Annotated in this window: 22 protein-coding genes and 1 pseudogene; 16 read left to right on the top strand and 7 right to left on the bottom strand. The window is 53.9% G+C overall.

Annotated elements, in window-relative coordinates; genetic code table 11:
- Window positions 1-56 precede the first annotated feature (56 nt).
- From dapF to ACTF5G_RS02505, 4 genes are all read left to right on the top strand, one after another.
- Window positions 57-887, top strand: coding sequence for a diaminopimelate epimerase (gene dapF, locus ACTF5G_RS02520; RefSeq protein ID WP_438951248.1), 831 nt, complete (start codon window positions 57-59; stop codon window positions 885-887).
- On the top strand, window positions 884-1,582 hold the full coding sequence (locus tag ACTF5G_RS02515) for a DUF484 family protein (RefSeq protein ID WP_438951247.1): 699 nt from the start codon (window positions 884-886) through the stop codon (window positions 1,580-1,582). Before dapF ends, ACTF5G_RS02515 begins: the two co-directional genes overlap by 4 nt.
- 19 nt (window positions 1,583-1,601) lie before the next feature.
- Window positions 1,602-2,495, top strand: coding sequence for a tyrosine recombinase XerC (xerC, locus tag ACTF5G_RS02510; protein ID WP_438951246.1), 894 nt, complete (start codon window positions 1,602-1,604; stop codon window positions 2,493-2,495).
- A 90-nt stretch (window positions 2,496-2,585) separates the two neighbouring features.
- On the top strand, window positions 2,586-3,299 hold the full coding sequence (locus ACTF5G_RS02505; RefSeq protein WP_438951245.1) for an SIMPL domain-containing protein: 714 nt from the start codon (window positions 2,586-2,588) through the stop codon (window positions 3,297-3,299).
- A gap of 128 nt (window positions 3,300-3,427) precedes the next feature.
- Here the strand turns inward: ACTF5G_RS02505 and glnK are convergent, their stop codons facing one another.
- The 4 genes from glnK to ACTF5G_RS02485 all read right to left on the bottom strand — a co-directional run bounded on the left by glnK (window position 3,428) and on the right by ACTF5G_RS02485 (window position 6,360).
- A complete protein-coding gene (gene glnK / locus ACTF5G_RS02500) occupies window positions 3,428-3,766 on the bottom strand; it encodes a P-II family nitrogen regulator (RefSeq protein WP_438951244.1) in 339 nt (112 codons plus the stop codon).
- A gap of 158 nt (window positions 3,767-3,924) precedes the next feature.
- Window positions 3,925-5,172 carry an ammonium transporter gene (locus ACTF5G_RS02495; RefSeq protein ID WP_438951243.1) on the bottom strand — a complete coding sequence of 416 codons (1,248 nt, stop codon included), beginning with the start codon at window positions 5,170-5,172 and terminating at the stop codon, window positions 3,925-3,927.
- 19 nt (window positions 5,173-5,191) lie between these two features.
- On the bottom strand, window positions 5,192-5,530 hold the full coding sequence (locus ACTF5G_RS02490; RefSeq protein WP_036858463.1) for a P-II family nitrogen regulator: 339 nt from the start codon (window positions 5,528-5,530) through the stop codon (window positions 5,192-5,194).
- A 53-nt stretch (window positions 5,531-5,583) separates the two neighbouring features.
- Window positions 5,584-6,360, bottom strand: a complete 777-nt coding sequence (locus tag ACTF5G_RS02485) for a TorF family putative porin (RefSeq protein ID WP_438951242.1) — start codon at window positions 6,358-6,360, stop codon at window positions 5,584-5,586.
- Between the two features lie 315 nt (window positions 6,361-6,675).
- On the opposite strand from ACTF5G_RS02485, the gene ACTF5G_RS02480 reads away from it, so the two are divergent.
- From ACTF5G_RS02480 to rep, 4 genes and pseudogenes are all read left to right on the top strand, one after another.
- Window positions 6,676-6,933, top strand: a complete 258-nt coding sequence (locus tag ACTF5G_RS02480) for an accessory factor UbiK family protein (RefSeq protein ID WP_438951241.1) — start codon at window positions 6,676-6,678, stop codon at window positions 6,931-6,933.
- A 72-nt stretch (window positions 6,934-7,005) separates the two neighbouring features.
- Window positions 7,006-8,499 (top strand): annotated as a pseudogene (locus tag ACTF5G_RS02475) (YifB family Mg chelatase-like AAA ATPase).
- A 61-nt stretch (window positions 8,500-8,560) separates the two neighbouring features.
- Window positions 8,561-10,348: a PHA/PHB synthase family protein gene (locus ACTF5G_RS02470; RefSeq protein WP_438951240.1), complete on the top strand. Its 1,788-nt coding sequence runs from the start codon at window positions 8,561-8,563 to the stop codon at window positions 10,346-10,348.
- 78 nt (window positions 10,349-10,426) lie between these two features.
- Window positions 10,427-12,460, top strand: a complete 2,034-nt coding sequence (rep, locus tag ACTF5G_RS02465) for a DNA helicase Rep (protein WP_438951239.1) — start codon at window positions 10,427-10,429, stop codon at window positions 12,458-12,460.
- 16 nt (window positions 12,461-12,476) lie between these two features.
- On the opposite strand, the gene sfsA is transcribed toward rep, so the two are convergent.
- Window positions 12,477-13,187 (bottom strand): DNA/RNA nuclease SfsA, encoded by a 711-nt coding sequence (gene sfsA / locus ACTF5G_RS02460; RefSeq protein WP_438951238.1) that lies wholly within the window; start codon window positions 13,185-13,187, stop codon window positions 12,477-12,479.
- Entirely contained in the window at window positions 13,184-14,365 is a 1,182-nt protein-coding gene (locus tag ACTF5G_RS02455) for an aminotransferase class I/II-fold pyridoxal phosphate-dependent enzyme (protein ID WP_438951237.1), read from the bottom strand. The genes sfsA and ACTF5G_RS02455 overlap by 4 nt, the downstream gene beginning before the upstream one ends.
- 231 nt (window positions 14,366-14,596) lie before the next feature.
- Here ACTF5G_RS02455 and dksA point away from each other — a divergent pair, with 231 nt between their 5' ends.
- From dksA to panB, 7 genes are all read left to right on the top strand, one after another.
- Complete coding sequence (dksA, locus tag ACTF5G_RS02450; RefSeq protein ID WP_438951236.1) at window positions 14,597-15,043, top strand: RNA polymerase-binding protein DksA; 447 nt, start codon at window positions 14,597-14,599, stop codon at window positions 15,041-15,043.
- Window positions 15,009-15,980 (top strand): tRNA glutamyl-Q(34) synthetase GluQRS, encoded by a 972-nt coding sequence (gluQRS, locus tag ACTF5G_RS02445; protein ID WP_438951235.1) that lies wholly within the window; start codon window positions 15,009-15,011, stop codon window positions 15,978-15,980. Before dksA ends, gluQRS begins: the two co-directional genes overlap by 35 nt.
- Before the next feature lie 102 nt (window positions 15,981-16,082).
- A complete protein-coding gene (locus ACTF5G_RS02440; RefSeq protein ID WP_438951234.1) occupies window positions 16,083-17,453 on the top strand; it encodes a sigma-54-dependent transcriptional regulator in 1,371 nt (456 codons plus the stop codon).
- 412 nt (window positions 17,454-17,865) lie between these two features.
- Window positions 17,866-19,236, top strand: a complete 1,371-nt coding sequence (gene pcnB, locus ACTF5G_RS02435; RefSeq protein WP_438951233.1) for a polynucleotide adenylyltransferase PcnB — start codon at window positions 17,866-17,868, stop codon at window positions 19,234-19,236.
- A complete protein-coding gene (folK, locus tag ACTF5G_RS02430; protein ID WP_438951232.1) occupies window positions 19,229-19,738 on the top strand; it encodes a 2-amino-4-hydroxy-6-hydroxymethyldihydropteridine diphosphokinase in 510 nt (169 codons plus the stop codon). Before pcnB ends, folK begins: the two co-directional genes overlap by 8 nt.
- Window positions 19,722-20,408, top strand: coding sequence for a deoxynucleoside kinase (locus ACTF5G_RS02425; protein WP_438951231.1), 687 nt, complete (start codon window positions 19,722-19,724; stop codon window positions 20,406-20,408). Before folK ends, ACTF5G_RS02425 begins: the two co-directional genes overlap by 17 nt.
- 14 nt (window positions 20,409-20,422) lie before the next feature.
- Entirely contained in the window at window positions 20,423-21,211 is a 789-nt protein-coding gene (panB, locus tag ACTF5G_RS02420) for a 3-methyl-2-oxobutanoate hydroxymethyltransferase (protein ID WP_438951230.1), read from the top strand.
- Here panB and ACTF5G_RS02415 read toward each other — a convergent pair.
- Window positions 21,208-21,861 (bottom strand): glutathione S-transferase, encoded by a 654-nt coding sequence (locus tag ACTF5G_RS02415; protein WP_438951229.1) that lies wholly within the window; start codon window positions 21,859-21,861, stop codon window positions 21,208-21,210. The two genes, panB and ACTF5G_RS02415, sit on opposite strands and share 4 nt — an antisense overlap.
- A 109-nt stretch (window positions 21,862-21,970) precedes the next feature.
- Here ACTF5G_RS02415 and ACTF5G_RS02410 point away from each other — a divergent pair, with 109 nt between their 5' ends.
- The gene (locus ACTF5G_RS02410; RefSeq protein ID WP_438951228.1) at window positions 21,971-22,630 is read left to right on the top strand and encodes an alpha/beta hydrolase; all 660 of its coding nucleotides are present in this window, start codon (window positions 21,971-21,973) and stop codon (window positions 22,628-22,630) included.
- Window positions 22,631-22,701 lie beyond the last annotated feature (71 nt).

Below are 22,701 nucleotides of genomic sequence, written 5' to 3'. Positions count from 1 at the left end.
ATGCAACGACCTCAAGTGGCCCTGAGGAAAAACCTTCAATAGAAGACAACTCTGCTATGCTGTTACGTTTTACCAAAATGCACGGGCTGGGCAATGATTTCGTCGTCATTGACGGGGTCTCTCAGGCTGTCACCATGACCCCGGAACTGGCCCGAAGGCTCGGGGATCGTCACTTTGGCATCGGCTGTGATCAGATACTGATTGCGGAACCGCCCAGCCACCATGATACGGATTTTCGCTATCGGATTTTCAACCAGGACGGCAACGAGGTCGAGCAATGCGGCAATGGTGCCCGCTGTTTTGCAAAATTTGTCCGGGATAGGCACCTCACCGGGAAAAAAACACTCCAGGTGGAGACTGGTACAGGCATTATCACGCTGCGGATTAAAGCCAACAATCTGATTGAAGTGAGCATGGGTGTGCCGATTCTGACCCCCGCGGATATTCCGTTTGTTGCCGATGCAATGGCCATTAATTACCCGCTGTCAGTTAACGGCAGAGAACTGTCCGTCAGTGTGGTATCCATGGGCAACCCCCATGCCGTACTCACTGTGGCCGACGTGCAAACGGCACCGGTTGAGACTCTGGGGCCAGCCATAGAGAGCCACTATCGGTTCCCTCAGAGAGTAAACGTAGGTTTCATGCAGATTTTAAGCCGTCAGGAAATCAACTTGCGGGTTTATGAGCGGGGTGTTGGGGAAACATTGGCCTGCGGCACGGGGGCCTGTGCCGCAGTAGTGGCAGGCCACTTGCAAGAACTGCTAGACTCGACCGTAACTGTGAACCTGCCGGGCGGCAGTCTCCAAATTGAGTGGCCAGGTGAAGGCCAGCCGGTCATTATGTCGGGGCCCGCCACTACCGTTTTTCATGGGCGGATAAAGCTATGAGTACCGAGCAAAAAAAACCGCATGCCAAAGAGTTGTTGATCCTCTCCCAGATCAAAGCCCATCTGGAAGCAAACCCGCGTTTTTTTGAAGATCATCCGGACCTGCTAGAAGTAATTGAGCTGCCGCATGACAGTGGGCCTGCCATTTCATTGATCGAACGGCAGGTATCCGTTTTACGGGAACGCAACCTGGAAATGCGGCAGCGGCTGAATGCCATGCTGGATTCCGCAAAGATCAATGACAAACTCTTCGAGAAAACCAAGCGGCTTATCCTGACCCTTCTGGAGGCAAGGGATCTGGAAACCATCGTCAACGCCACATCCAACAGTCTCAGCACAGACTTTCAGGTCCAGTTCCACAGCATGATTTTGTTTGGGGACAACCCGTCAGCAGAAATTAAACCCCATGTGCGGATGGTCAACATTGAACAGGCCAACGACCATATCGGGACACTACTACGAACCAATCGGGCAATCTGCGGGGTACTGGGCAGCGACGAACTGACTTTCCTGTTTGGTAACCAGGCTGAAAAAGTGGGTTCAGTAGCCGCTGTGCCCCTGGCACAGGGGTCCGTGTTCGGTGTGCTGGCTATCGGTCATGCCGACCCCAATTATTACCGGAGCAGCATGGGAACACTGTTTCTCAGCTATATCGCCGAGGTACTGAATCGCATTATTCCCCGCCTGCTACCCTAGCCGCCCGATGACTGTGACGATGCCCGTCCTCGCTGATTCAATCAAGCAATTCGAGCAGCACTTACGCAGTGAACGCAGACTCTCCACCCACACCATCAAGGGCTATCTTCGGGATTTGCATAAACTGGAGGGCTGGTGTGAGAGACAAAGCCTGTCATTGTCACAGCTGGACAACCAGCATATACGCACCTGCCTGACTACTCTTCATCGCAAGGGACTGGGTGGGCGCAGCCTCAACCGCTGGCTTGCTTCACTGAGAACTTTCTTTAACTACGCGCTCAAACAACAATGGCTGAAATCCAACCCGGCGATTGCCGTCAGCGCACCAAAATCCGCCAAAAAACTCCCGAAAACACTCGATACAGACCAGGTGGCCCGTTATCTGGCTTTCACAGCGGAGAGCTGGATTGACTGCAGGGATCTGGCCATTGTGGAGCTGTTCTACTCCTCCGGTCTGCGGCTATCGGAATTAACCGCTCTGAACCTGGAAGATATTGACCTGAATGATCAACTGGTTACAGTGACCGGGAAAGGGAATAAATCACGACAACTGCCCATGGGAAGCCATGCCATCAACGCCTTGAAAATCTGGCTGGCACGGCGTCATGAGCACGCCAGCGACCCTACGCGAGCGATATTCGTCAGTCGGCAAGGCAAGCGTATTTCGCCACGTGCCGTTCAGGAACGTCTGAGACTGATTGGTCTCAGGCAAGGCATGGACGGCAAGATACACCCCCATATGCTGCGTCACTCGTTTGCGAGCCATCTGCTGGAATCCAGTGGCGACCTGCGTGCCATACAGGAACTGCTGGGGCATGCCAATTTATCCACCACTCAAGTTTATACCCACCTGGACTTTCAGCACCTTGCCAGGATCTATGACCAGTCTCATCCTCGCGCGCAAAAAAAATGAACGGGAGTCAAAGCCACTTGGCTAACGGTAGCCGCTGCAAGCCAGGATTCTTAACCCTGATTTATCCACCCACACCAACGGAGTTTTATTGTGCGCAATATTCTGCTACTACCTCTACTGTTTCTGTCCCTCTCCTGCCAGGCCCATAATGAGAGTGATCGAAGGCTGGTTTCCACCAATGGCTATGGTGAAATCACCGTCCCGGCAGATACTGTTATCCTTGATTTGAGTGTTCGGGCCACCCGAAAATCCGGCCAGGAAGCGAAGCGCGATGTGGACGACCGGGTGAATGCCTTTATCGATCGACTTGAGGCGCTATCTATCTCGCAGGATGACCTGGTGGCCTCATCGATCCGCATTCATCCCCGCTACGAACACACGGACAACAATCGACTGTTCAGTGGTTACGAGGCAATGCGCCAACTCACAGTCACATTAAAAGATATGACGCAACTCACTGAAGTGATGGACCAGGCGTTGGCCCAAAGGGTGGAAGGTATCGATAATGTGCGGTACGAAAACAGCCAAATGGCCGAACATATACAGGCCGCCTATCTGCTGGCCATTGCGGACTCGAAGAGCAAAGCCGAAGCGCTGGCAAAAGCCTACGGTGCGGAACTTGGGTCTGTCGTGCGTATCGACTACCACCGCAACACACCTCCCCCTGGTGACATGATGAAGGCATCCGGAATGGAGACGATGATGGTACGCAACAGTGCCCCGCGACCGGGAACCTATCTGCCCGATGAAATAACCTTCAGCGATAATATTCAGGTGGTCTTTGACCTGATTATCAGCCGCTGAGACGGTAAAGGAGTTGATAGGGAAAGGGCGAAACTGTTTGCCAATGCGGCTCTATTCAACAGAGAACAATCCGCTAGCATTTGAAAAATCATGCGTTGCCGGGCTTTCAACCCGGCCACCCATCTGTCTCAAATTGCGTCGCTACCGGTTTCTCCGGTGCGAATACGGATCACTTCTTCCAGTGTGGAAATAAAGATTTTGCCATCCCCAATTTTACCCGTTTGAGCAGATTTGGTAATCGCCTCAACCACGGCATCCACATGATTGTCATCAAGTGCAATTTCCAGTTTCACCTTGGGCAAAAAATCCACCACATATTCGGCACCACGATACAGTTCAGTGTGGCCTTTCTGACGCCCGAATCCCTTTACCTCAGTGACAGTAATGCCCTGAACACCGACCTCTGCAAGCGCCTCTCTGACATCATCCAGTTTGAAGGGTTTTACAATGGCTGTAATAAGCTTCATAGAGTTACCTTGTACATTTTATTGATCGAGAACAACAATTGACGGCAAAAGATACACCTTCCCATTGATAATTGCACCCGATTACAGGGTTTTCAGATCAAACATAAAAACAGGGAGTCAGCCATAGCGACCGACCCCCCCGGGAGAGGAAAGAACAATCAGCTTTTGGTGAACTCGGGGTAGGCTTCGATGCCACATTCGGACAAGTCAACACCCTCGTACTCAGCCTGCTCACTGACACGAATACCCATAGCGACCTTGATAATGCCCCAGACAATCAGGCTCATCACAAAGACCCACAGGAAAATCACCACGATGCCGTAGATCTGTGAGCCCCATGAGGCTTCGCCATTGGTGAACGGCACAGCCAACACACCCCAGATACCTACCACGCCGTGAACCGAAATAGCCCCGACCGGATCATCAATTTTCATCTTGTCCAGCCCGACGATGGAGAACACCACGATGATACCGCCAATGGCACCAATCAATGTTGCCACCACAGGACTCGGTGCCAAAGGACCGGCCGTGATGGCTACCAGACCGGCCAGAGCACCGTTCAGCGCCATGGTGAGGTCAGCCTTGCCAAACAGGATATGGCCCAGCAACAGGGCAGCGATCAATCCACCGCAAGCCGAGGCATTGGTGTTAACAAAGACACTGGCCACGTTATTGGCGGAGCTGACATCCGAAACGACCAGCTCGGAACCACCGTTGAAACCGAACCAACCCATCCACAGAATAAAGGTACCCAGTGTTGCCAGGGGCATGTTGGCACCCGGAATGGCATTGATCTGACCGTTGGCACCGTATTTTCCCTTGCGGGCACCGAGCAGCAACACACCCGCCAGAGCAGCGGCAGCACCCGCCATGTGAACAATACCGGAGCCGGCATAATCGGAGTAACCAGCTTCACTGAGGAAACCGCCGCCCCAGGTCCACATTCCCTGAATTGGGTAGATAACACCCGTCATGACCACAGCGAAGATCAGGAATGCCCAGAGCTTCATCCGCTCGGCAACTGCACCGGACACAATCGACATCGCGGTTGCGACAAATACCACCTGGAAGAAGAAATCCGACGCGCCGGAATAGTAGGTATCACCATCACTGGCCAGCACCTCTTCGAGGGAAGCATTCGCAATACTGTTGCCGAACCAGCCGTCAGGCAGAAAACCGCCCGCGCTGCCGCCATACATAATGGTGTAACCCACGAACAGGTACATGGTGCAGGCAACGGCAAACAGTGCCACGTTCTTGGTGAGAATTTCAGTGGTGTTTTTGGCGCGAACCAGGCCGGCCTCCAACATGGCAAAACCTGCTGCCATCCACATCACGAACGCGCCTGCGATCAGAAAATAAAATGTATCGAGCGCGTATTTAACTTCAATAATTTCAGGACTCATTGTTGTCGTCTCCCGTGTCTTAAACTGCTTCTACACCGGTTTCACCGGTGCGAATTCGAATGACTTCCTGTAAATCCGAAATGAAGATTTTGCCGTCGCCGATCTTGCCGGTATGAGCGGCAGAAGTAATCGCTTCGATAGCGCCATCTACCATCTCATCCGCAAGGGCCAACTCGAGTTTTACCTTGGGCAGGAAATCCACCACATATTCAGCACCACGATAGAGCTCCGTGTGGCCTTTTTGACGCCCGAACCCTTTTACCTCGGTGACGGTCACGCCCTGCACACCAATGGCGGCAAGCGCTTCGCGCACGTCATCCAGTTTGAAGGGCTTGACAACTGCTGTAATCATTTTCATTGCACTGCTCCTCAGTGGTAGTGGCACCCAGCATGCCGGGTGCCACCAGTCAATTACATGCTTTTGCTAATGGAGAACAACAATGTGCTGTCACACCAGGAAGTATTAAAACACTCTTCATCATCAAGGTTGGTGTCAATCCAGCTCAACGCAAAGTCCAGCCCCTGCCAGGATTTACCGAGAGTAACGGAGTAGTCGGTATAGCTGTCTTCACCATCCGTCAGAAATGCCTCTTCAGCGTCCTTGGGGTCACTGTCAGTGCTTTTGTTTTCGAAGTCGTTGTAACCCACATGGAAGCCCAGAGAAAACCCGTGGGGCAGCTCAAAGCCATAGTCTGCATAGAGATACCAGAATTCACCGGTTTCCAGGAAATAGTCGTCAGAATAGGCGAAACCCAACGTGCCTCCCAAATAGGACAGGCTACCGTAGAATTCCTGATAGTCGAGATCGCGCTTACCGGTCAGATGGAATTCAGTGGCATCGGACCCGGGATAGTCGTAGTAAAGATAACCGACGTCATAACTAATCTCTTCAGTGAGATTGCCACCGTAACCAAAGTAATAATCCAGTTCGAGCCCGGCATCGGAACTGTCCGGATCATTGAAGTCCACCTGGGAACCCCAGGTACCCACATACAGGCCGTTATCAAACGCGATATCGAAACCACCCTGCAGGGCAATTTCAGTATCATTCTGTGAAATCCCACGGAATCTGTAATCCGAAGCGATTGTGACGTTGGCAGACACCTCGTAGGCCTGTGCAACATTTGAAGCCAAAGGAAGGGTCAGAGCCATGGAAGTAACGACCAGAGACTTTTTAAATGCGTTCATGTGCTTCTCCAAAATATAAACATCAGCGAAAATTTAAAAATCAATCACGGTTTTTAATTGGTACATCAGAGATCACTGCATTTGGCATGCCAACATCCCTAGAACGGTATTTATACTCCGATAAAGCGGACTCCAAGCCAAAAACGCACCATTTCTGTGCATTTTCGGGATCGAAAAACCCAGCCTCGCACCAAAACACTTCGCCTCAACTGTCGTTGCTCACTACTTTTTTGTGGGGGCCATCCCAAATGGTACGCTGTACATGCGGGGGGATCGCCTTAAAATAGGCTTATATCCAATTGGAGCGGTCCATCAATGAAACCCAACGAGTTCATTAACCAGTTTTTGCACCAACTCAATAACATCATTACACCGGGTGCGGAGGCCCTGGGCAGCGAGATGCAACAGAAACTGAGAGCCGCCGCACAGGCTGCTTTCGACAGACTGGATCTGGTTACCCGGGATGAGTTCGACGCGCAGCAGGCTGTATTGAAACGCAGCAGAGAAAAACTGGAAAAGCTGGAACAACAGCTTGCCGAACTGAAAGTGCAAGTCGACAATCAGCACAGTTGAGCAATTCGTCAAACGCCTGCCATCACAGAACCAAGCACCACCAAACCGACATGTCAGCCAAGGAGGGTACCCATGTCAATCGCCATCGTTCATACCCGCGCCAAATACGGTATTGATGCGCCCGCCGTGACCGTGGAGGTTCACCTGTCCAATGGACTCCCCGGACTGTCGATTGTCGGCATGCCGGAAACGGCCGTGAAAGAGAGCAAGGACCGGGTGCGCAGTGCCCTGTTGAACGCCCACTTCGATTTCCCTGCCCGGCGTATCAAAATCAATCTCGCGCCCGCCGATCTACCCAAGGAGGGTGGCCGTTTCGATTTGGCCATTGCGCTGGGCGTGTTGGCCGCATCGGGACAAATCCCCTCCGACTTGCTCGATCAATATGAGGTGATCGGTGAACTGGCACTATCAGGAGGGTTGCGTGCCGTGGACGGGGTTCTGCCAACCTCACTGGCTTGCGGCCAGGCAGGAAGGGCCTTGCTATTGCCCACCACGAATGCGGCTGAAGCGGCCCTGAGCAGCAAAACCCGCGTTATTGCGCCGCACATCTGCTCGAAGTCTGTGCACATCTGAATGGCAATCAGCCAATTGAGCCCCTGTCTGGTCTGGCCAAAGCAAATATGAATGAAACGGATGGCGATATGGCCGACATTATCGGCCAGCACCAGGCAAAACGGGCACTCGAAATCGCCGCTGCCGGCGGCCACAACCTGCTGTTCAGTGCCCCCCCCCGGGACGGGCAAAACCATGCTGGCCAGTCGGCTCACCACCATACTGCCACCGTTGCAGGAGCATGAAATGCTTGAGGTGGCCGCCATTCACTCGGTCGCCGGTCGCGGCCTGCGCGTTGCGCTCTACAACCCGCCCTTCCGTTCGCCTCACCATACGGCATCGGCAACCGCTCTGGTGGGCGGCGGCACTGTGCCCAGGCCAGGGGAGATATCCCTCGCCCATTGTGGTGTACTGTTTCTGGATGAACTCCCCGAATTTCCCCGCCGGGTTCTCGAGGTACTGCGCCAACCACTGGAATCCGGTGAAATCATGATTTCACGGGTTCAGGCCCAGACGCGCTTCCCTGCGGCATTCCAACTGATCGCGGCAATGAATCCCTGTCCCTGCGGCTACCAGGGTAGTCAGCGCTGTCGATGCATCCCCGACCAGATATGCCGTTACCGCGATCGCATCTCCGGGCCATTGCTGGACCGCATCGATTTACAGGTTGAAGTCCCACCGCTACCGGGTGACCGGCTGGTGGAAGCGAAGGCTGACGGTGACCACAGTCCGGATATCCGCAACCGAGTCATGGCTGCCAGGCAGCGGCAACTGTTGCGTTCGGGAACCATCAATGCACGACTTTCCAGCCGGGATGTAAACACCTTCTGCGTACTTGATCAGTCTCAAAAAACCCTGCTCAACCGGGCTGTAGAACAGCTCGGTTTATCACCCAGAGCCTTTCATCGTATATTAAAAGTGGCTCGAACTATTGCAGATCTCGATAACAGTGCTGCAATTACCATGGATCATCTCACCGAGGCGCTCGGCTACAGACTCAGACTCAGCCACTGATTCGCCTCCAGCCGATGGTCGTTCAGTGCTATCATGGCCCGACTTGACCAAGGAGCAATACATGGTGGAAAAACCGGATAGAACAGTTTCCAGTGTGATCGATGAGCTGGACAATCTCATCGCCGAAATCCCCCGACTGAACGATGCATCTGTCGAGAAAATAGACTCACGGATACGGTCTATCATCGGCAAGGCATCCCAGGGACTGTCACCTGTTCAGTTATTGTTGGCCTACACGGACTGGCTGGCTCATCTGTCAATTTCTCCCGCCAGACGCCTGAAGTTATTGCAAAATTTCTCCGAGAAGCTGCTGCAATTATCCACTTTCACCGCCCGTGCCATCACCGAAAAGAGCGAGAACCCACCCGCCAGAAAATACCCTTATTTCATGAATGAGCTCTGGAAAAAAGTCCCTTTCAGCGTTATGGCCAAGGGTCACAGCATGGCGGTGGAATGGCTGAAGGAGGCAGATACGGATCTGCCGGGCATGGGGCCATTCAGCAAGGAACTGGTGGACTTCATCAACGGCCATGCCCTGGAGGTCATTTCACCGACCAACTTACCGCAAACCAATCCCGAGGTCCTCAAGGCCACCTGGGAAAACAAAGGCCGGAATTTGCTGGAAGGCATCGGCAATATGCAACGGGACATTCAGAAAAAACTGCTCCGGGATAACCGGCCCGAAATGGGTGATTTCAAGGTGGGGGAGAATTTGGCCATTACCCCGGGCCAGGTTATCTATCAGAACAATCTGATCGAACTGATTCAATACAGCCCCGCTACGGAAACCGTCGCCAGGGAACCGGTACTCATCGTCCCCGCCTGGATCATGAAATATTACATCCTCGATCTGCTGCCAGAAAAATCCCTGGTCAATTATCTGGTCGCGCAGGGGAAAACCGTGTTCATAATTTCCTGGAAAAATCCCGATAAAGACGATCGCGACCTGGATATTGATGATTACATCAAGTCGGGGCTTTTAGCCGCAGTGGATGCCGTCAGAACCGTGGTGCCAAAAACTAAAATCAATGCCACAGGCTACTGTATTGGCGGCACACTACTGGCAATAGCCGCTGCGTATCTGGCCAGAGAGCAGGATGACATCCTCAATAGTATCACTCTGCTCGCAGCCCAGACGGACTTCACCGAACCGGGTGAAATCAAACTGTTTCTGGGTGCCAGCCAGCTGGCATTCCTCGACAGCATGATGTGGACCGATGGCTATCTGGAGGCCGCCAGCATGGGCGGAGCCTTCAAGGCGCTGCGCACCCAGGAGCTGGTCTGGAACCCGGCGGTGGAACGCTACTATCTGGGCCGCGAGACCAAACCCGTCGCACTGATGGCCTGGAATGCCGACGGCACCCGAATGCCTGCGGCCATGCACAGCCGCTATCTGCACGAACTGTTTGTTGAAAACCGGTTGGCCAGCTGTAAATTTCTGGTGGAGGGCAAGCCTGTCGCGATCCAGGATATTCGCGTACCGTTCTTTGTCGTTGGAACCTCCGCCGACCATGTGGCACCCTGGAAATCCGTCTATAAAATCCACCATATCGCCCGCTCTGACATCACCTTCCTGCTCACCAGCGGCGGCCACAACGCCGGTATCGTGTCGGGCCCCGAACACCCCCACCGCCACTACCAGATCAAGTCACAGGATCCCATGGCACCGTATATTGATCCGGACAGTTGGGTGGAATCGGTGGAGAGTCACCCCGGCTCCTGGTGGCCCGCCTGGAATCAATGGTTGGAGGACCAACCCTCCGAACAAGTTGCACCGCCGACCATGGGTGCAGAAGGCACGGACTATCAGGTCTTGTGGCCCGCGCCCGGGAAATATGTTTTTGGTTGACCCTGTCGGCAGCAGTGAACGGCAGCTATTCACTTGCTACAATCCGCTGCTCACTGATCCCCAAATCGGCAAATCGACTTGAACAAACTCAATAGCCAGCAACGTGCTGCAGTAAATTACATTGATGGCCCACTGCTGGTTCTGGCCGGTGCCGGCAGCGGAAAAACCAGTGTCATCACCAGCAAAATTGCCCACCTGATTCAGCAATGCGGCATCAGTGCCCGTCACATTGCAGCCGTCACTTTCACAAACAAGGCCGCACGGGAGATGAAATCACGGGCGGGCAAACTGGTCAGTGGCCAGCAGGCAAAGGGACTGACTGTCTCCACGTTTCACAATCTTGGTCTGCACATTATCCGCAGTGAAATCGCCCGGATCGGCTTCAAGCCAGGGTTTTCCATCTTCGATGCAGAGGATGCCAAAAGTCTGTTGCGGGAACTGATACTGAAAAAATCGGACCTCGATACCGATCATCTGGACAGGGTGCAACAGCAGATTTCCAGCTGGAAAAATGACCTGTTGACGCCACCGCAAGCCATGACAATGGCCACGAGCGGTGGAGAGCAGGCGATGGCGCTGATCTACCAGCGTTATACCAGCGCCCTGCGGGCGTACAATGCAGTGGACTTCGATGACCTGATCCTGATTCCATCACTGCTGTTCCAGCAATCGCCGGACATCCTCGACAAATGGCAGCATCGGATTCGTTACCTGTTGGTGGATGAATACCAGGACACCAACTTCGCCCAGTACCAACTGGTGAAATTGCTGGTGGGGACAAGACGATCACTGACGGTGGTGGGTGACGACGATCAGTCCATCTATGCCTGGCGCGGCGCAAGGCCGGAAAACCTGCAACAGCTGCAGGAGGATTTTCCGGAGCTTCACGTCATCAAGCTGGAGCAAAACTACCGTTCAACTGGCCGCATTCTGAGGGCAGCCAATCGACTGATCGACAACAATCCCCACTTATTCAGCAAATCCCTCTGGAGTGAATTGGGCCCCGGGGCACCACTGCGGGTCATTCTTACCGCCAACGAAGAAGCGGAAACCGAACGAATCGTCAACGAAATCCTCGATATGAGGTTGCGCAAAAGCTGTCATTTCCGTGACTTCGCAGTGCTCTATCGGGGCAACCATCAGGCCAGATTACTGGAATTGAAGTTGCAGGCTCAGGGTGTGCCCTATCAACTCAGCGGTGGCACCTCGTTTTATGCCCGCACTGAAATCAAGGACATCATGGCCTACCTTCGCCTGATGGTGAACCGCGATGACGACAATGCCTTCCTGCGAATCATCAATACCCCCCGCCGCCAGATCGGTACGTCGACTCTGGAGAAACTCGGCCGCTACGCCAATGAACGAGATATTTCCCTGATGGATTGTGTCGACGAGCTGGGCTTGCAGGCCCAACTCGCACCCAATAATCTGGAACGGCTGCAACGTTTCAGACACTGGATTGATCAGGTATCCGGCAACTGCGGCAATGGGGATCCGATTGCCGCCATCCGTGAAATGGTCAACGATATGGACTATGAAGGCTGGCTGCACCAGAACGCCAGCAGCGGCAAGGTTGCAGAAAAGCGCATGGAGAACGTCAACTTTCTGATTGAGCAAATCCGGCAACTGTTGACCCGGGACGAGCTGGCGATTGCCGGAGAGGGGGAACACCACGACACGGCAGTGGAAGATGCGATCGCCAAACTGGTACTGAGGGACATTCTCGACCGTCAGGAAGAGGATTCCGCTGATGACAAGGTACAACTCATGACACTACACGCCGCCAAGGGGCTCGAGTTTCCCCACGTATTCATGATCGGCATGGAAGAGGGACTGCTGCCCCATCGCAACAGTATTGACGGAGATACCATCGAAGAGGAGCGGCGGCTGGCTTACGTCGGCATTACCCGGGCCAGACAGACCCTGACACTGACCATGGCCGCCAGACGAAAACTGTTTGGCGAGATTACCGAGACAACACCGAGCCGCTTTATCGATGAACTGCCGCCAGAGGATCTGGAAAAAGAGGGTATGGGACAACCGAGCGACCCCGAGGTAGCCCGACAAAAAGGCCGCGACTCACTGGATGCGCTGAAAGGATTGTTTGCCTAAAGCAAGTGCAAGGCTATCAATTGATGACAAAGGGCAGACGCCGGTCAACAACAATTTCATCCTCAGCCAGCCTGCACCCGTAAGCCAACACTTCAACACCGGCAGCCATTGCCTGCCGCAGGGTCTCACCATAAACCGGATCAATCTCATCGGCAGGGCCTGTCGAAGTGGCACCACTGTGCTGCACACAAAATACCAGCACGGCGCGGTGACCCTGCTGGGCCATACTGATCAATTCCCGTAGATGCTTGGTGCCGCGCTCGGTGACTGCATCGGGAAACAGCACACGGCCGCCACCCATGCCGAGGGTCGTGTTCTTAACCTCCACATAGCAACGCGCAAGACCTTCCCCTGTCAGCAACAGATCAATACGGCTGTTCTCGACACCGTATTTCACCTCCGCGCGAATTGACGCATAACCCTGCAGCTCTGCAATAACACCCTGCTCAATCGCTTCGCGAACCAGCTTGTTGGGCCGGTTGGTATTGACGCCGGCAAGAAAGCCATCCGGGGTGGTGGTGATTTCCAGGGTACCCGACAATTTTCGCCGGGGATCATCAGAGCGTGAAAACCAGCACGGTGTCTCCGCTTGCCAACAGTTTTTCATGGAGCCGGTATTCGGACAGTGGATCGTCATTTCTTCGCCACTGGGCAACCGGATATCGGCGAGAAACCGCTTGTAGCGGTTAATCAGCGTGGCCCGTTCAAACGGCGGAACAATCTTCATGACTGCAACGCCCGCTCAATCCGCTGCACCGCCAACTGCAATCGCGGCAGTGGTTCGGTATAGGCAAAACGCACATGCTGACTGGCGCGATACTGACCAAAATCCGTACCCGGGGTACAGGCCACGCCGTGCTCGTTCAACAACCGCCAGCAGAAATCTTCACAGTTATCGGTCAAGGCAGACACATCCGCGTAGACATAAAAGGCACCCTCGGGCAGTCCGGCAACAGCAAACCCGAGTTGCTGCAGTGCCGGCACCAGATAGTCCCGGCTCTGCTGAAATTCCGCACAACGCCCATCCAGTATCGACAGGGTCTCCGGTTGAAAGGCCGCAAGCGCTGCATACTGCGACAGGGTGGGACTGGCAATATAAAAATTCTGGGCCATCACCGTAAACAGATCGACAAAGGTCTCGGGCACGACCATCCAGCCCAGCCGCCAGCCGGTCATGCCGAAATATTTGGAGAAGCTGTTAACCACCAGTACATCCTCCGCCACCTCAAGGGCAGAACTGGGCGGCGCAGCCGTGTAAGTCAGGCCATGATAAATCTCATCCACCACCAGAGTGCCACCCTGGGAGGTAACTGCCCGATACAAGCCTGACATCTGATCCCGATCAATGACCGACCCGGTAGGGTTACTGGGGGTTGCGATCATTGCGCCGACCGTATTCGCCTGCCAGTGACGATTGACCAGGTCTGCGGTCAACTGGTAATTATGCTCGGGACCCACGGGTACGAGCTGAGGTTCGGCATCCAGTCGCCGGACAAAATTGGCATTACAGGGGTAACCGGGGTCTGCCAGCAAGAACCCATCGCCGGGATTTACTAACAGTTCAAAGACCATGCCCAGTGCTGCACTGCTACCGGTAGTGACAATCACACGGCGGGGATCAATTCTGACACCGTAGCGATGGCGATAATGATCGCTGATGGCAAGACGCAGCTCGGGAATACCACAGGAAGGGGCATACGCTGTTTTGCCCTGGTCCAGTGCCAAATGAGCGGCTTCAATAATGGGCGTTGCAGTAGCAAATCGGGGTTCACCAATTTCCATGTGAATGATATCCCGACCTTCCGCCTCAAGTTGCCCGGCAGCCTCAAGAAAATCCACCACTTTGAAAGAAGTGAGCTTGCGGGTTCTTTCTGCTGTTCGCATGATATTCTGCCTTTGCGTCACGACATACTTCCGGATGACGGAATCGGTGCTTAGTATAACCGTCAGCATTATGCGATGATTTCCCTGTCAACCAAACAGATGCTATAAATTGCTATACTCTTGGCTCGCTGTTGCCAGTATCCGGATAGACCAATGACCGCCTTAATGCCGACAAAGTAGCTTTTTTACTTGAAAAATTTTCCCGCTGGCACTATAAACGCGGGTCTCGCAAATTACCGAGAATGGAAAGAGATGCCAAAGAAAGCAGAAACTGTCACCGCCGCTTCACTTCATGGTTTCACCCCCTACAAGGAAAAGAAGGGTGAGGGATTCATGAATGACCATCAGCGCAGCCATTTCAAGCAGATTCTGCTGGCCTGGAAGCGTGAGCTGATGGAAGAAGTTGATCGAACCGTATCCCACATGAAAGACGAAGCGGCCAACTTCCCGGACCCTGCGGATCGCGCCACCCAGGAAGAGGAATTCAGCCTGGAGCTCAGAACCCGCGATCGGGAACGCAAACTGATCAAAAAAATTGACAGTACCATCGAGCGAATTGAAGCCAATGATTACGGCTTTTGTGATCAGTGTGGTGAAGAGATCGGCATCCGCCGCCTAGAAGCACGCCCCACTGCAAATCTTTGCGTCGATTGCAAAACCCTTGATGAAATCAGGGAAAAGCAACTCACTGGCGGTTGATGACTTGCGGGAAGTGGCAAATGCTACTTCCCCGGACGCCATGAGCTCACCCCGAAGCATCCTGCCCTACACAGGGCGTTTTGCCCCCTCTCCCACCGGTCCACTCCATTTTGGCTCGCTGGTTACAGCACTGGCCAGTTATCTTGATGCAAAGGCAGAGGGCGGCACCTGGCTGGTCCGCATGGAGGATATCGACCCACCGCGCCAGATGCCCGGCGCTGAAGATACCATTCTCCGTCAACTTGAAGCCCACAACCTGCTTTGGGACAAACAGCTCCTCTATCAGAGCGAGCGCACTGAAGCCTATCTTGCCGCACTGGAAGGGCTCACCTGCGCGGATCTCGCCTACCCTTGTCATTGCAGTCGTCAAGCACTTCAAAGCACCGGTGGCCTGCACATGCACCGCTGCGTTTCAAAATATCCCGATCACCCACATGCCCTCCGGCTGGCGGTACCCGAAAACTGTTCTATTGAATTCACTGATCTTTTTCAGGGTCGACAACAGCAAAGGGTCAAAGAAACCGCGGGAGACTTTGTACTACTTCGCAAAGATGGCCTGTTTGCCTACCAACTGGCAGTTGTCATAGATGACGCACATCAGGGTATCAACCACATTGTCCGCGGCAGCGATCTGCTTGACTCCACCGCACGACAAATCTGCCTGCAGCAATTGTTAACTTTACCGACCCCAGTCTACGGACATCTCCCGATCGCTGTCGATGAGCACGGGCACAAGCTCAGCAAGCAGAATCTGGCAACGCCGGTGGACAACCGCCGGGCGGCTGACAACCTGATCGCAGCGATGCGTTGGCTGGGCATGCACCCACCCCCAGACCTCATCGGTGCCAACCCCCATGAGCTGACTGATTGGGGCATACGGAGCTGGCGCCGGACTCAATTACCCCGCATGATACAAATACCGGTGCCAGCGCTGTAGAATGAAAGGCACCCGCCCCATTGCGTCAGTTGTCCGGTTGGTATTAACAGCATACCCTCCGGTAGACAAGTAACCCAGATCGCACATTGATACAGGTTAGCCATGAACAAGATTCTGATTGTTGAAGACGAAGATATTTTTCGCACTTCACTGAGAAGACTACTTGAACATCACCGTTTCGAAACCGTTGAAGCAAAAAATATCAAAGATGCGCTCAATCGTTTCGAACTCACTGATTTTTCACTGATTATCAGTGACCTGCGACTCCCAGGCGCACCGGGCACCGACCTGATTCAGTTGGCGGGCGCAGTGCCGGTATTGATCATGACCAGCTATGCCAGCCTCAAATGCGCAGTGGAAACCATGCGTATGGGAGCAGTGGATTATATTCCCAAGCCCTTCGACCACAAGGAGCTATTGGAGGCTATGACCCGGATCCTGGACAAACCCCGTCCCGTCGAGCAGCGCCATGCCCCCGACCTGTCCAACTGCGGCATGATTGGCTCCAGCTCCGCCATGAAAACTGTCTTCAGTATCATTCAGAAAGTCGCCCGAACCGATGCGACAGTCCTGATTCATGGGGAAACCGGCACCGGCAAGGAACTGGCTGCCAGCGCCATTCATAACGAGAGCCCACGGGCAAAGAAACAACTCATCTGCGTCAACTGCGCCGCAATCCCGGAAACTCTGATTGAAGCTGAATTGGTCGGTCATGAAAAGGGGGCGTTCACTGGCGCTACTGAAGCACGTAAGGGCCTGGTCGCAGCCGCAGATGGTGGCACGCTGTTCCTGGATGAGGTTGGTGAGTTGCCACTGGAAGCCCAGGCGAGATTATTGAGGGTACTGCAGGAAAAGGAAGTTCGCGCTATCGGTTCAGTCAAGTCGCGCAAGGTAGACGTTCGCCTTGTGGCAGCCACCCACCGCAATCTGAAAAAACTCTGCGAACAGGGTCGCTTTCGCGAAGACCTGTTTTACCGCATCAATGTGGTGAACCTGAATCTGCCACCATTGCGGGAACGGGGTAAGGATATTCTCGAAATTGCTGACATACTGCTGGCCAAACAGTGTCAAAAGCTAAACAGGCACAATCTAAAACTGGCACCGGATGCCATTCAGGCCATCACGATGTATAACTGGCCGGGCAATATCCGCGAGCTGGAAAATTCGCTGGAACGGGCCAGCATCCTGTGTGATGAGAACGCAGAAATCAGCCATGACTTGCTGGGTATTGAGCTGTCGCTGGTGGAAATTGAAAATGAACCTGCGCCACTGCGTTCTGCGCCAAGCAATATCCGGCATATCGACACAGATCCACCGGAGGGGTTGTCTCTCGAGGATTACTTTACCCGTTTTGTGCTGGAACACCAGGAAGCCATGAGCGAGACCGAACTGGCCAGAAAATTGGGCATCAGTCGAAAATGCCTTTGGGAACGACGCCAGAAGCTCGGCATACCCCGACGGAAAAGTGATTAGCCGGCCATATCACCGAAGATAGTTGTTACCTGACCAACCGGCTCGCTGTGTAGATAGGTAACAAAATCAATGGAACTATGTGCGACACGTCACAGAAAAAACTACAACTCAATGTTTATAAAGGATTTTATTTTCTGGCACGCTTAATGCTTTCTAACAGGCACAATAAAAACAGCAACTATTAAAAAAATAAATAATAAAAATAATACAGGATGGATTGCTAAGAGGTTGATCAAGGGGGTAGACCCATCGACCAATAGCCTATGGGATACAGGGGGAAGCTTAAACGCTTTCCCTTTTTTAATGCAGCCGGGTTAATCTGACCCACTGACGATTTCAACACACCCACCAACAGTCTTTTTATTATGCCCTGTGCTAGAATCGCCAGTTTACGGGTCTGCGCCACCACAACATGCTAAAGAAGCTTGCCAGATATTTCAGGAGAAGTTCTCTCCCAATTATCAACGAACCCCACATTGTCCGCTCCGGAGAGCACCCGCTCTCCGCCAGGCAGATTACCAGTGGGGCGAGAAAGGTTGTTGAACAACTTGTCAGTGATGGCTTTCAGGCCTATCTGGTCGGTGGTTGTGTTCGCGACCTGATGTTGGGACTCCACCCCAAGGATTTTGACGTGGCCACGGATGCCACGCCCGAGCAGGTAAACAAACTGTTCCGGCGGGCCCGTATTGTCGGTCGACGCTTCCAGATTGTGCATGTACGCATGGGGGCTGAAATTATCGAGGTGACCACCTTCCGGGCCCATCACACTGAACAGGGCTCAAACACCCGGGATGAGTCGCACCGGTCCGCCAAGGGCCTGCTGCTGAGGGATAACCTGTTCGGCTCCATCAACGAAGATGCCAGCCGGCGCGATTTCACCATGAACGCGCTCTATTATCATCCACAGGATAATAGCGTCTATGACTATGCCAATGGCCTGGAAGACATAGAGCGGCGCATGATCAGAATTATCGGCGATCCCGAGGTACGCTACCGGGAAGATCCGGTCAGGATGCTGCGAGCCATTCGCTTTGCCGGAAAACTTGGCTTCAGTATCGAGGAAAAAAGTGCCGTAGCCATCGGCAAAATGGCACATCTACTGGCCGACATTCCACCGGCACGACTGTTTGATGAAGTCCTCAAACTGCTGATGCATGGGCAGGCCCTGGCCACATTCCGGCTACTCCGGGAATATGGTCTATTTCGCCTGTTGTTTCCCGCTACTGAAGAGGCCCTGAGCCAGGATCCCGGCTACTATCTTGAGTTTATCGAACAGGCTCTGACCAATACCGATAAACGCATTCGCTCAGGCAAGCGGGTCACGCCGGCATTCCTATTTGCCGCATTGCTTTGGCCGGCGACCAAAGAGGCCAACAAAAAATTTGAGCGCACCAATACTTCCCCCGTGTACGCCTTGCAACAGGCCACGGCAGATGTTCTACACCGGGCCTGCCAGCGAGTCGCCATACCCCGTCGCTTCAGCATGCCAGTGCGGGAGATCTGGGAAATGCAGTTGCGCCTGCCCCGCCGCAATGGCAGCCAGGCTCTCCGGCTAATGGAAAATAAACGTTTTCGTGCCAGTTATGACTTCCTGTTGTTGCGGGAAGATGCCGGCGAACTGGAACCCGGTCTGGGGATATGGTGGACCCGCTTCCAGGAGATGGACGAAGATCAGCGACTCAAAATGATCAGCAACCTGGCAGAGGAGCCAACACCCGGCAAAAAACGGCGCCGGCGGCGGCCACGAAGCCCATCGGTCGCAGCTCAGCCAGACAATGGCTGAAATCACCTATATCGGGCTAGGCAGCAACCTCAACCAGCCGCTGCAACAACTCCAGAACGCAGCTATCGAACTGGCATCACTACCCGACACCAGGCTGATGGCCCTGTCCAGTTGGTACCGGAGCGTACCAATGGGACCGCAGGACCAGCCGGATTTTATCAATGGCGTCGCCAAACTTTACACATCACTCCCGCCCCGAAAACTGCTTGCAGCGCTGCAAGCCATCGAACAGGCACACCTGCGGAAAAAGGATAAGCACTGGGGTCCGCGCACGCTGGATCTGGATATTTTACTTTATGGTGAGCAGGTCATTGACGACTTCGACCTGCAAGTTCCCCATACCGGCATCCACCTAAGGAACTTTGTTTTGCTGCCATTGGCGGAGATCACTGAACAATTGATTTTCCCCGACGGGACGTCACTGGTTTCACACTTGGAAAACTGTCCATCTGGCGGTATCGTTCGCCTCTCGTCTGGAGATCCCTTTGGAACAACTGACTAACGACCTGACACCTCCTGGGCAAATAGACCATCAACTACCTGGCTTTATCGCGGTAGAAGGGCCCATCGGCGTTGGCAAAACCACCCTGGCCAAACGTCTGGCGAACAGTTTCAACTACGACACACTGCTGGAACAGCCCGAACAAAACCCGTTCCTTGAGCGCTTTTACGAAGATCGCCGCTCGGGAGCACTTCCGGCACAACTGTTTTTCCTGTTCCAGCGAGCCCGACAAATCCAGGAAATGCGTCAGGGCGATATTTTCCAGCAGGTCCGGGTGGCAGACTTTCTTATCGACAAAGACCAATTGTTCGCCCAGATTACGCTGGATGATGATGAACTAAAGCTGTACCAGACGGTGTATCAACAACTCACTATCGATGCACCCAGACCGGATCTGGTCATTTATCTCCAGGCTCCCACAGATGTGTTGCTGGACCGGGTTCAGCGGCGTGGGACCGAAGCAGAGAAAGCGATTGATGCCACTTACCTCCATCAACTCAATGATGCCTATACCCGCTTCTTCTACTATTACGATGACGCCCCACTGCTGATTGTCAATGCCGCAGACATCGATCTCGCCAACAGCGAACAGGACTACCACAATCTGCTCGCCTATTTACTGAACATCAAGACCGGACGCCACTACTACAATCCACAAGCTCACTTGTGACAGGACCACCAGCCATGAAAACGGTCACCATCAATACCCTGTACAAACTCAAGCAACTGGGCGACAAATTCCCGGTTATTACCGCTTATGACGCGGCTTTCTCACGCCTGATAGAGCAGGCCGGTATTGAAGTCGTACTGGTAGGCGATTCACTGGGTAACGTCATACAGGGACAGGACAGCACGCTTCCCGTCACCGTAGAACACATGACCTATCACGTCAGCGCTGTGCGACGGGGCAACAGCAAGTCCCTGATTGTCGCTGACCTGCCCTTTATGGCCTACGCGACAGAACAACAGGCGATGGAGAGTGCTGCCCGGATCATGCAGGCCGGCGCCCATGTGGTAAAACTGGAGGGTGGTGCCTGGCTGGCAAAGACAGTCGCTATGCTGACGGAAAGAGGCATCCCGGTATGTGGCCACCTCGGCCTGACACCCCAGTCCGTCAACAAGCTCGGTGGCTATCGGGTTCAAGGCAGGGATGAGGCTGCCGCCGAACAGATGCTGAGCGATGCGAGGACGCTCGAAAAAGCGGGTATTGATCTGCTGGTGCTCGAATGTGTGCCGGCCAGCCTGGCAAAAACGATTACCGAGGCCCTGGCAATTCCAGTGATCGGCATCGGGGCAGGTGCAGATACGGACGCACAGGTATTGGTGCTCTACGACATGCTTGGCCTGTCACCCCATCAGCCCAGTTTCGCCAAAAATTTTCTCGCAGAAACCGGTGACATCATGGCGGCACTAAAGGCCTATGCCGACGCCGTGCGAACAGGCCTCTTTCCGCAAAGTGAGCAAAGCTTCTAGCCGGCGTCAGCTGTGCAGCCGAAATAGCGCACGACCGCGCCGTCTTGCCAGACCGGATATTTTTCCATAACAGCGACAAACAGGGGGGAATTCAGCCAGCCATTCAGCCAACGCCGCAATTCTGGATAGGGCGCACTGGAAAACCATGCTGGATCCACCAGAGAGAACTGTCGCACAAAGGGAAAAATGGCCACATCGGCAAAGCCCGGTTGATAACCGAGCAAGAAAGGCCGCTGTTGCAAGCGGACTTCCAGGGTTTCTAAAAAAACCTCCCCTTCTGCACGATAATGCGCCGGGGTTTGCTCAGGGTAGCGATCCGCATATTTGTAATGGTCCAGATGGGTTTTGAAAGACCCGTCATTCTCCGCAATCAGCCGGGAGACTTCGCGGCTTGCGGCTGGATCCATCCAGTTGTCCGGATCATGAATAGCCAGCCCCCAACGCATCACATCACAGCTTTCGTCCAGTACACGGCCATCGGGCAGCACCAGTACGGGCACGGTGCCCTTCGGCGAGGCGACCAGCATGGCTGGGGGCTTACTCTTCAGTAAAATCTCCCGCAATTCCACCCGAACACCCGCGTAGTGAATCGCCATACGCGCCCGGATGGCATAGGGACAGCGGCGAAAGGAATACAATACAGGCAACATCAGAACCTATCCGGCAAAAAACAACCGGAGCCAGCGTAGCAAACTTCCCACACCGGTCGCCAGCAGGCTTTATACTGGTGAGCCAGCAAAAACAGGAGTTCAAGCCATCATGAGTCCGCTGCCCTGCGTCGAAATAGAACCCAGATCACCGGCAAACGCTGCCGTTATATGGCTACATGGCTTGGGGGCCAACGGCCACGACTTTGAGCCCGTGGTGCCGGAATTGCATCTTCCCGAGTCTTTGCCGGTTCGTTTTATCTTTCCCCACGCACCAGAGCTTCCGGTAACGATCAACAGCGGTTATATCATGCCTGCCTGGTACGATATCCTGGAAATGAACCTGGATCGCAAGGTAGATGAAATACAGCTGAAGACATCCGCCCGCAACATACAGGACTTGATTGATCGGGAAATCGAACGGGGTATCGACAGTCGGCGCATTGTCATTGCCGGATTCTCCCAGGGCGGCGCCGTCGGCTTCGAAGCAGCCCTGAGCTATTCCAAACCACTGGCAGGTTTACTGGCCCTATCCACCTATTTGGCAACTGCCGATTCAATCGGCATCCATTCTGCCAACCGGCACCTTCCGATACAGATATTCCACGGTACCGCCGACGAAGTGGTGCCGGAACAGCTGGGCCGGAAAAGTGTCACCTTTTTGCGCGACCGGGGATTCCAACCCGGCTACCAGACATTCCCCATGGGGCATGCGGTCTGTCTGGAAGAAATTCAGGCCATCTCCGGCTGGTTACAGCAGGTATTGGCTTAGTTATCTACAGCCATCGCAATTGCGATGCTATGCTATGCTTTTTGTTAGCATGGCCCGATACCGTAACCAAA

It is taken from the genome of Porticoccus sp. (assembly GCF_965660005.1).
GTDB lineage: Bacteria > Pseudomonadota > Gammaproteobacteria > Pseudomonadales > Porticoccaceae > Porticoccus.
The sequence above is the reverse complement of the archived record's forward strand: the minus strand, read 5'-3'. Positions and strand labels throughout refer to the sequence as shown.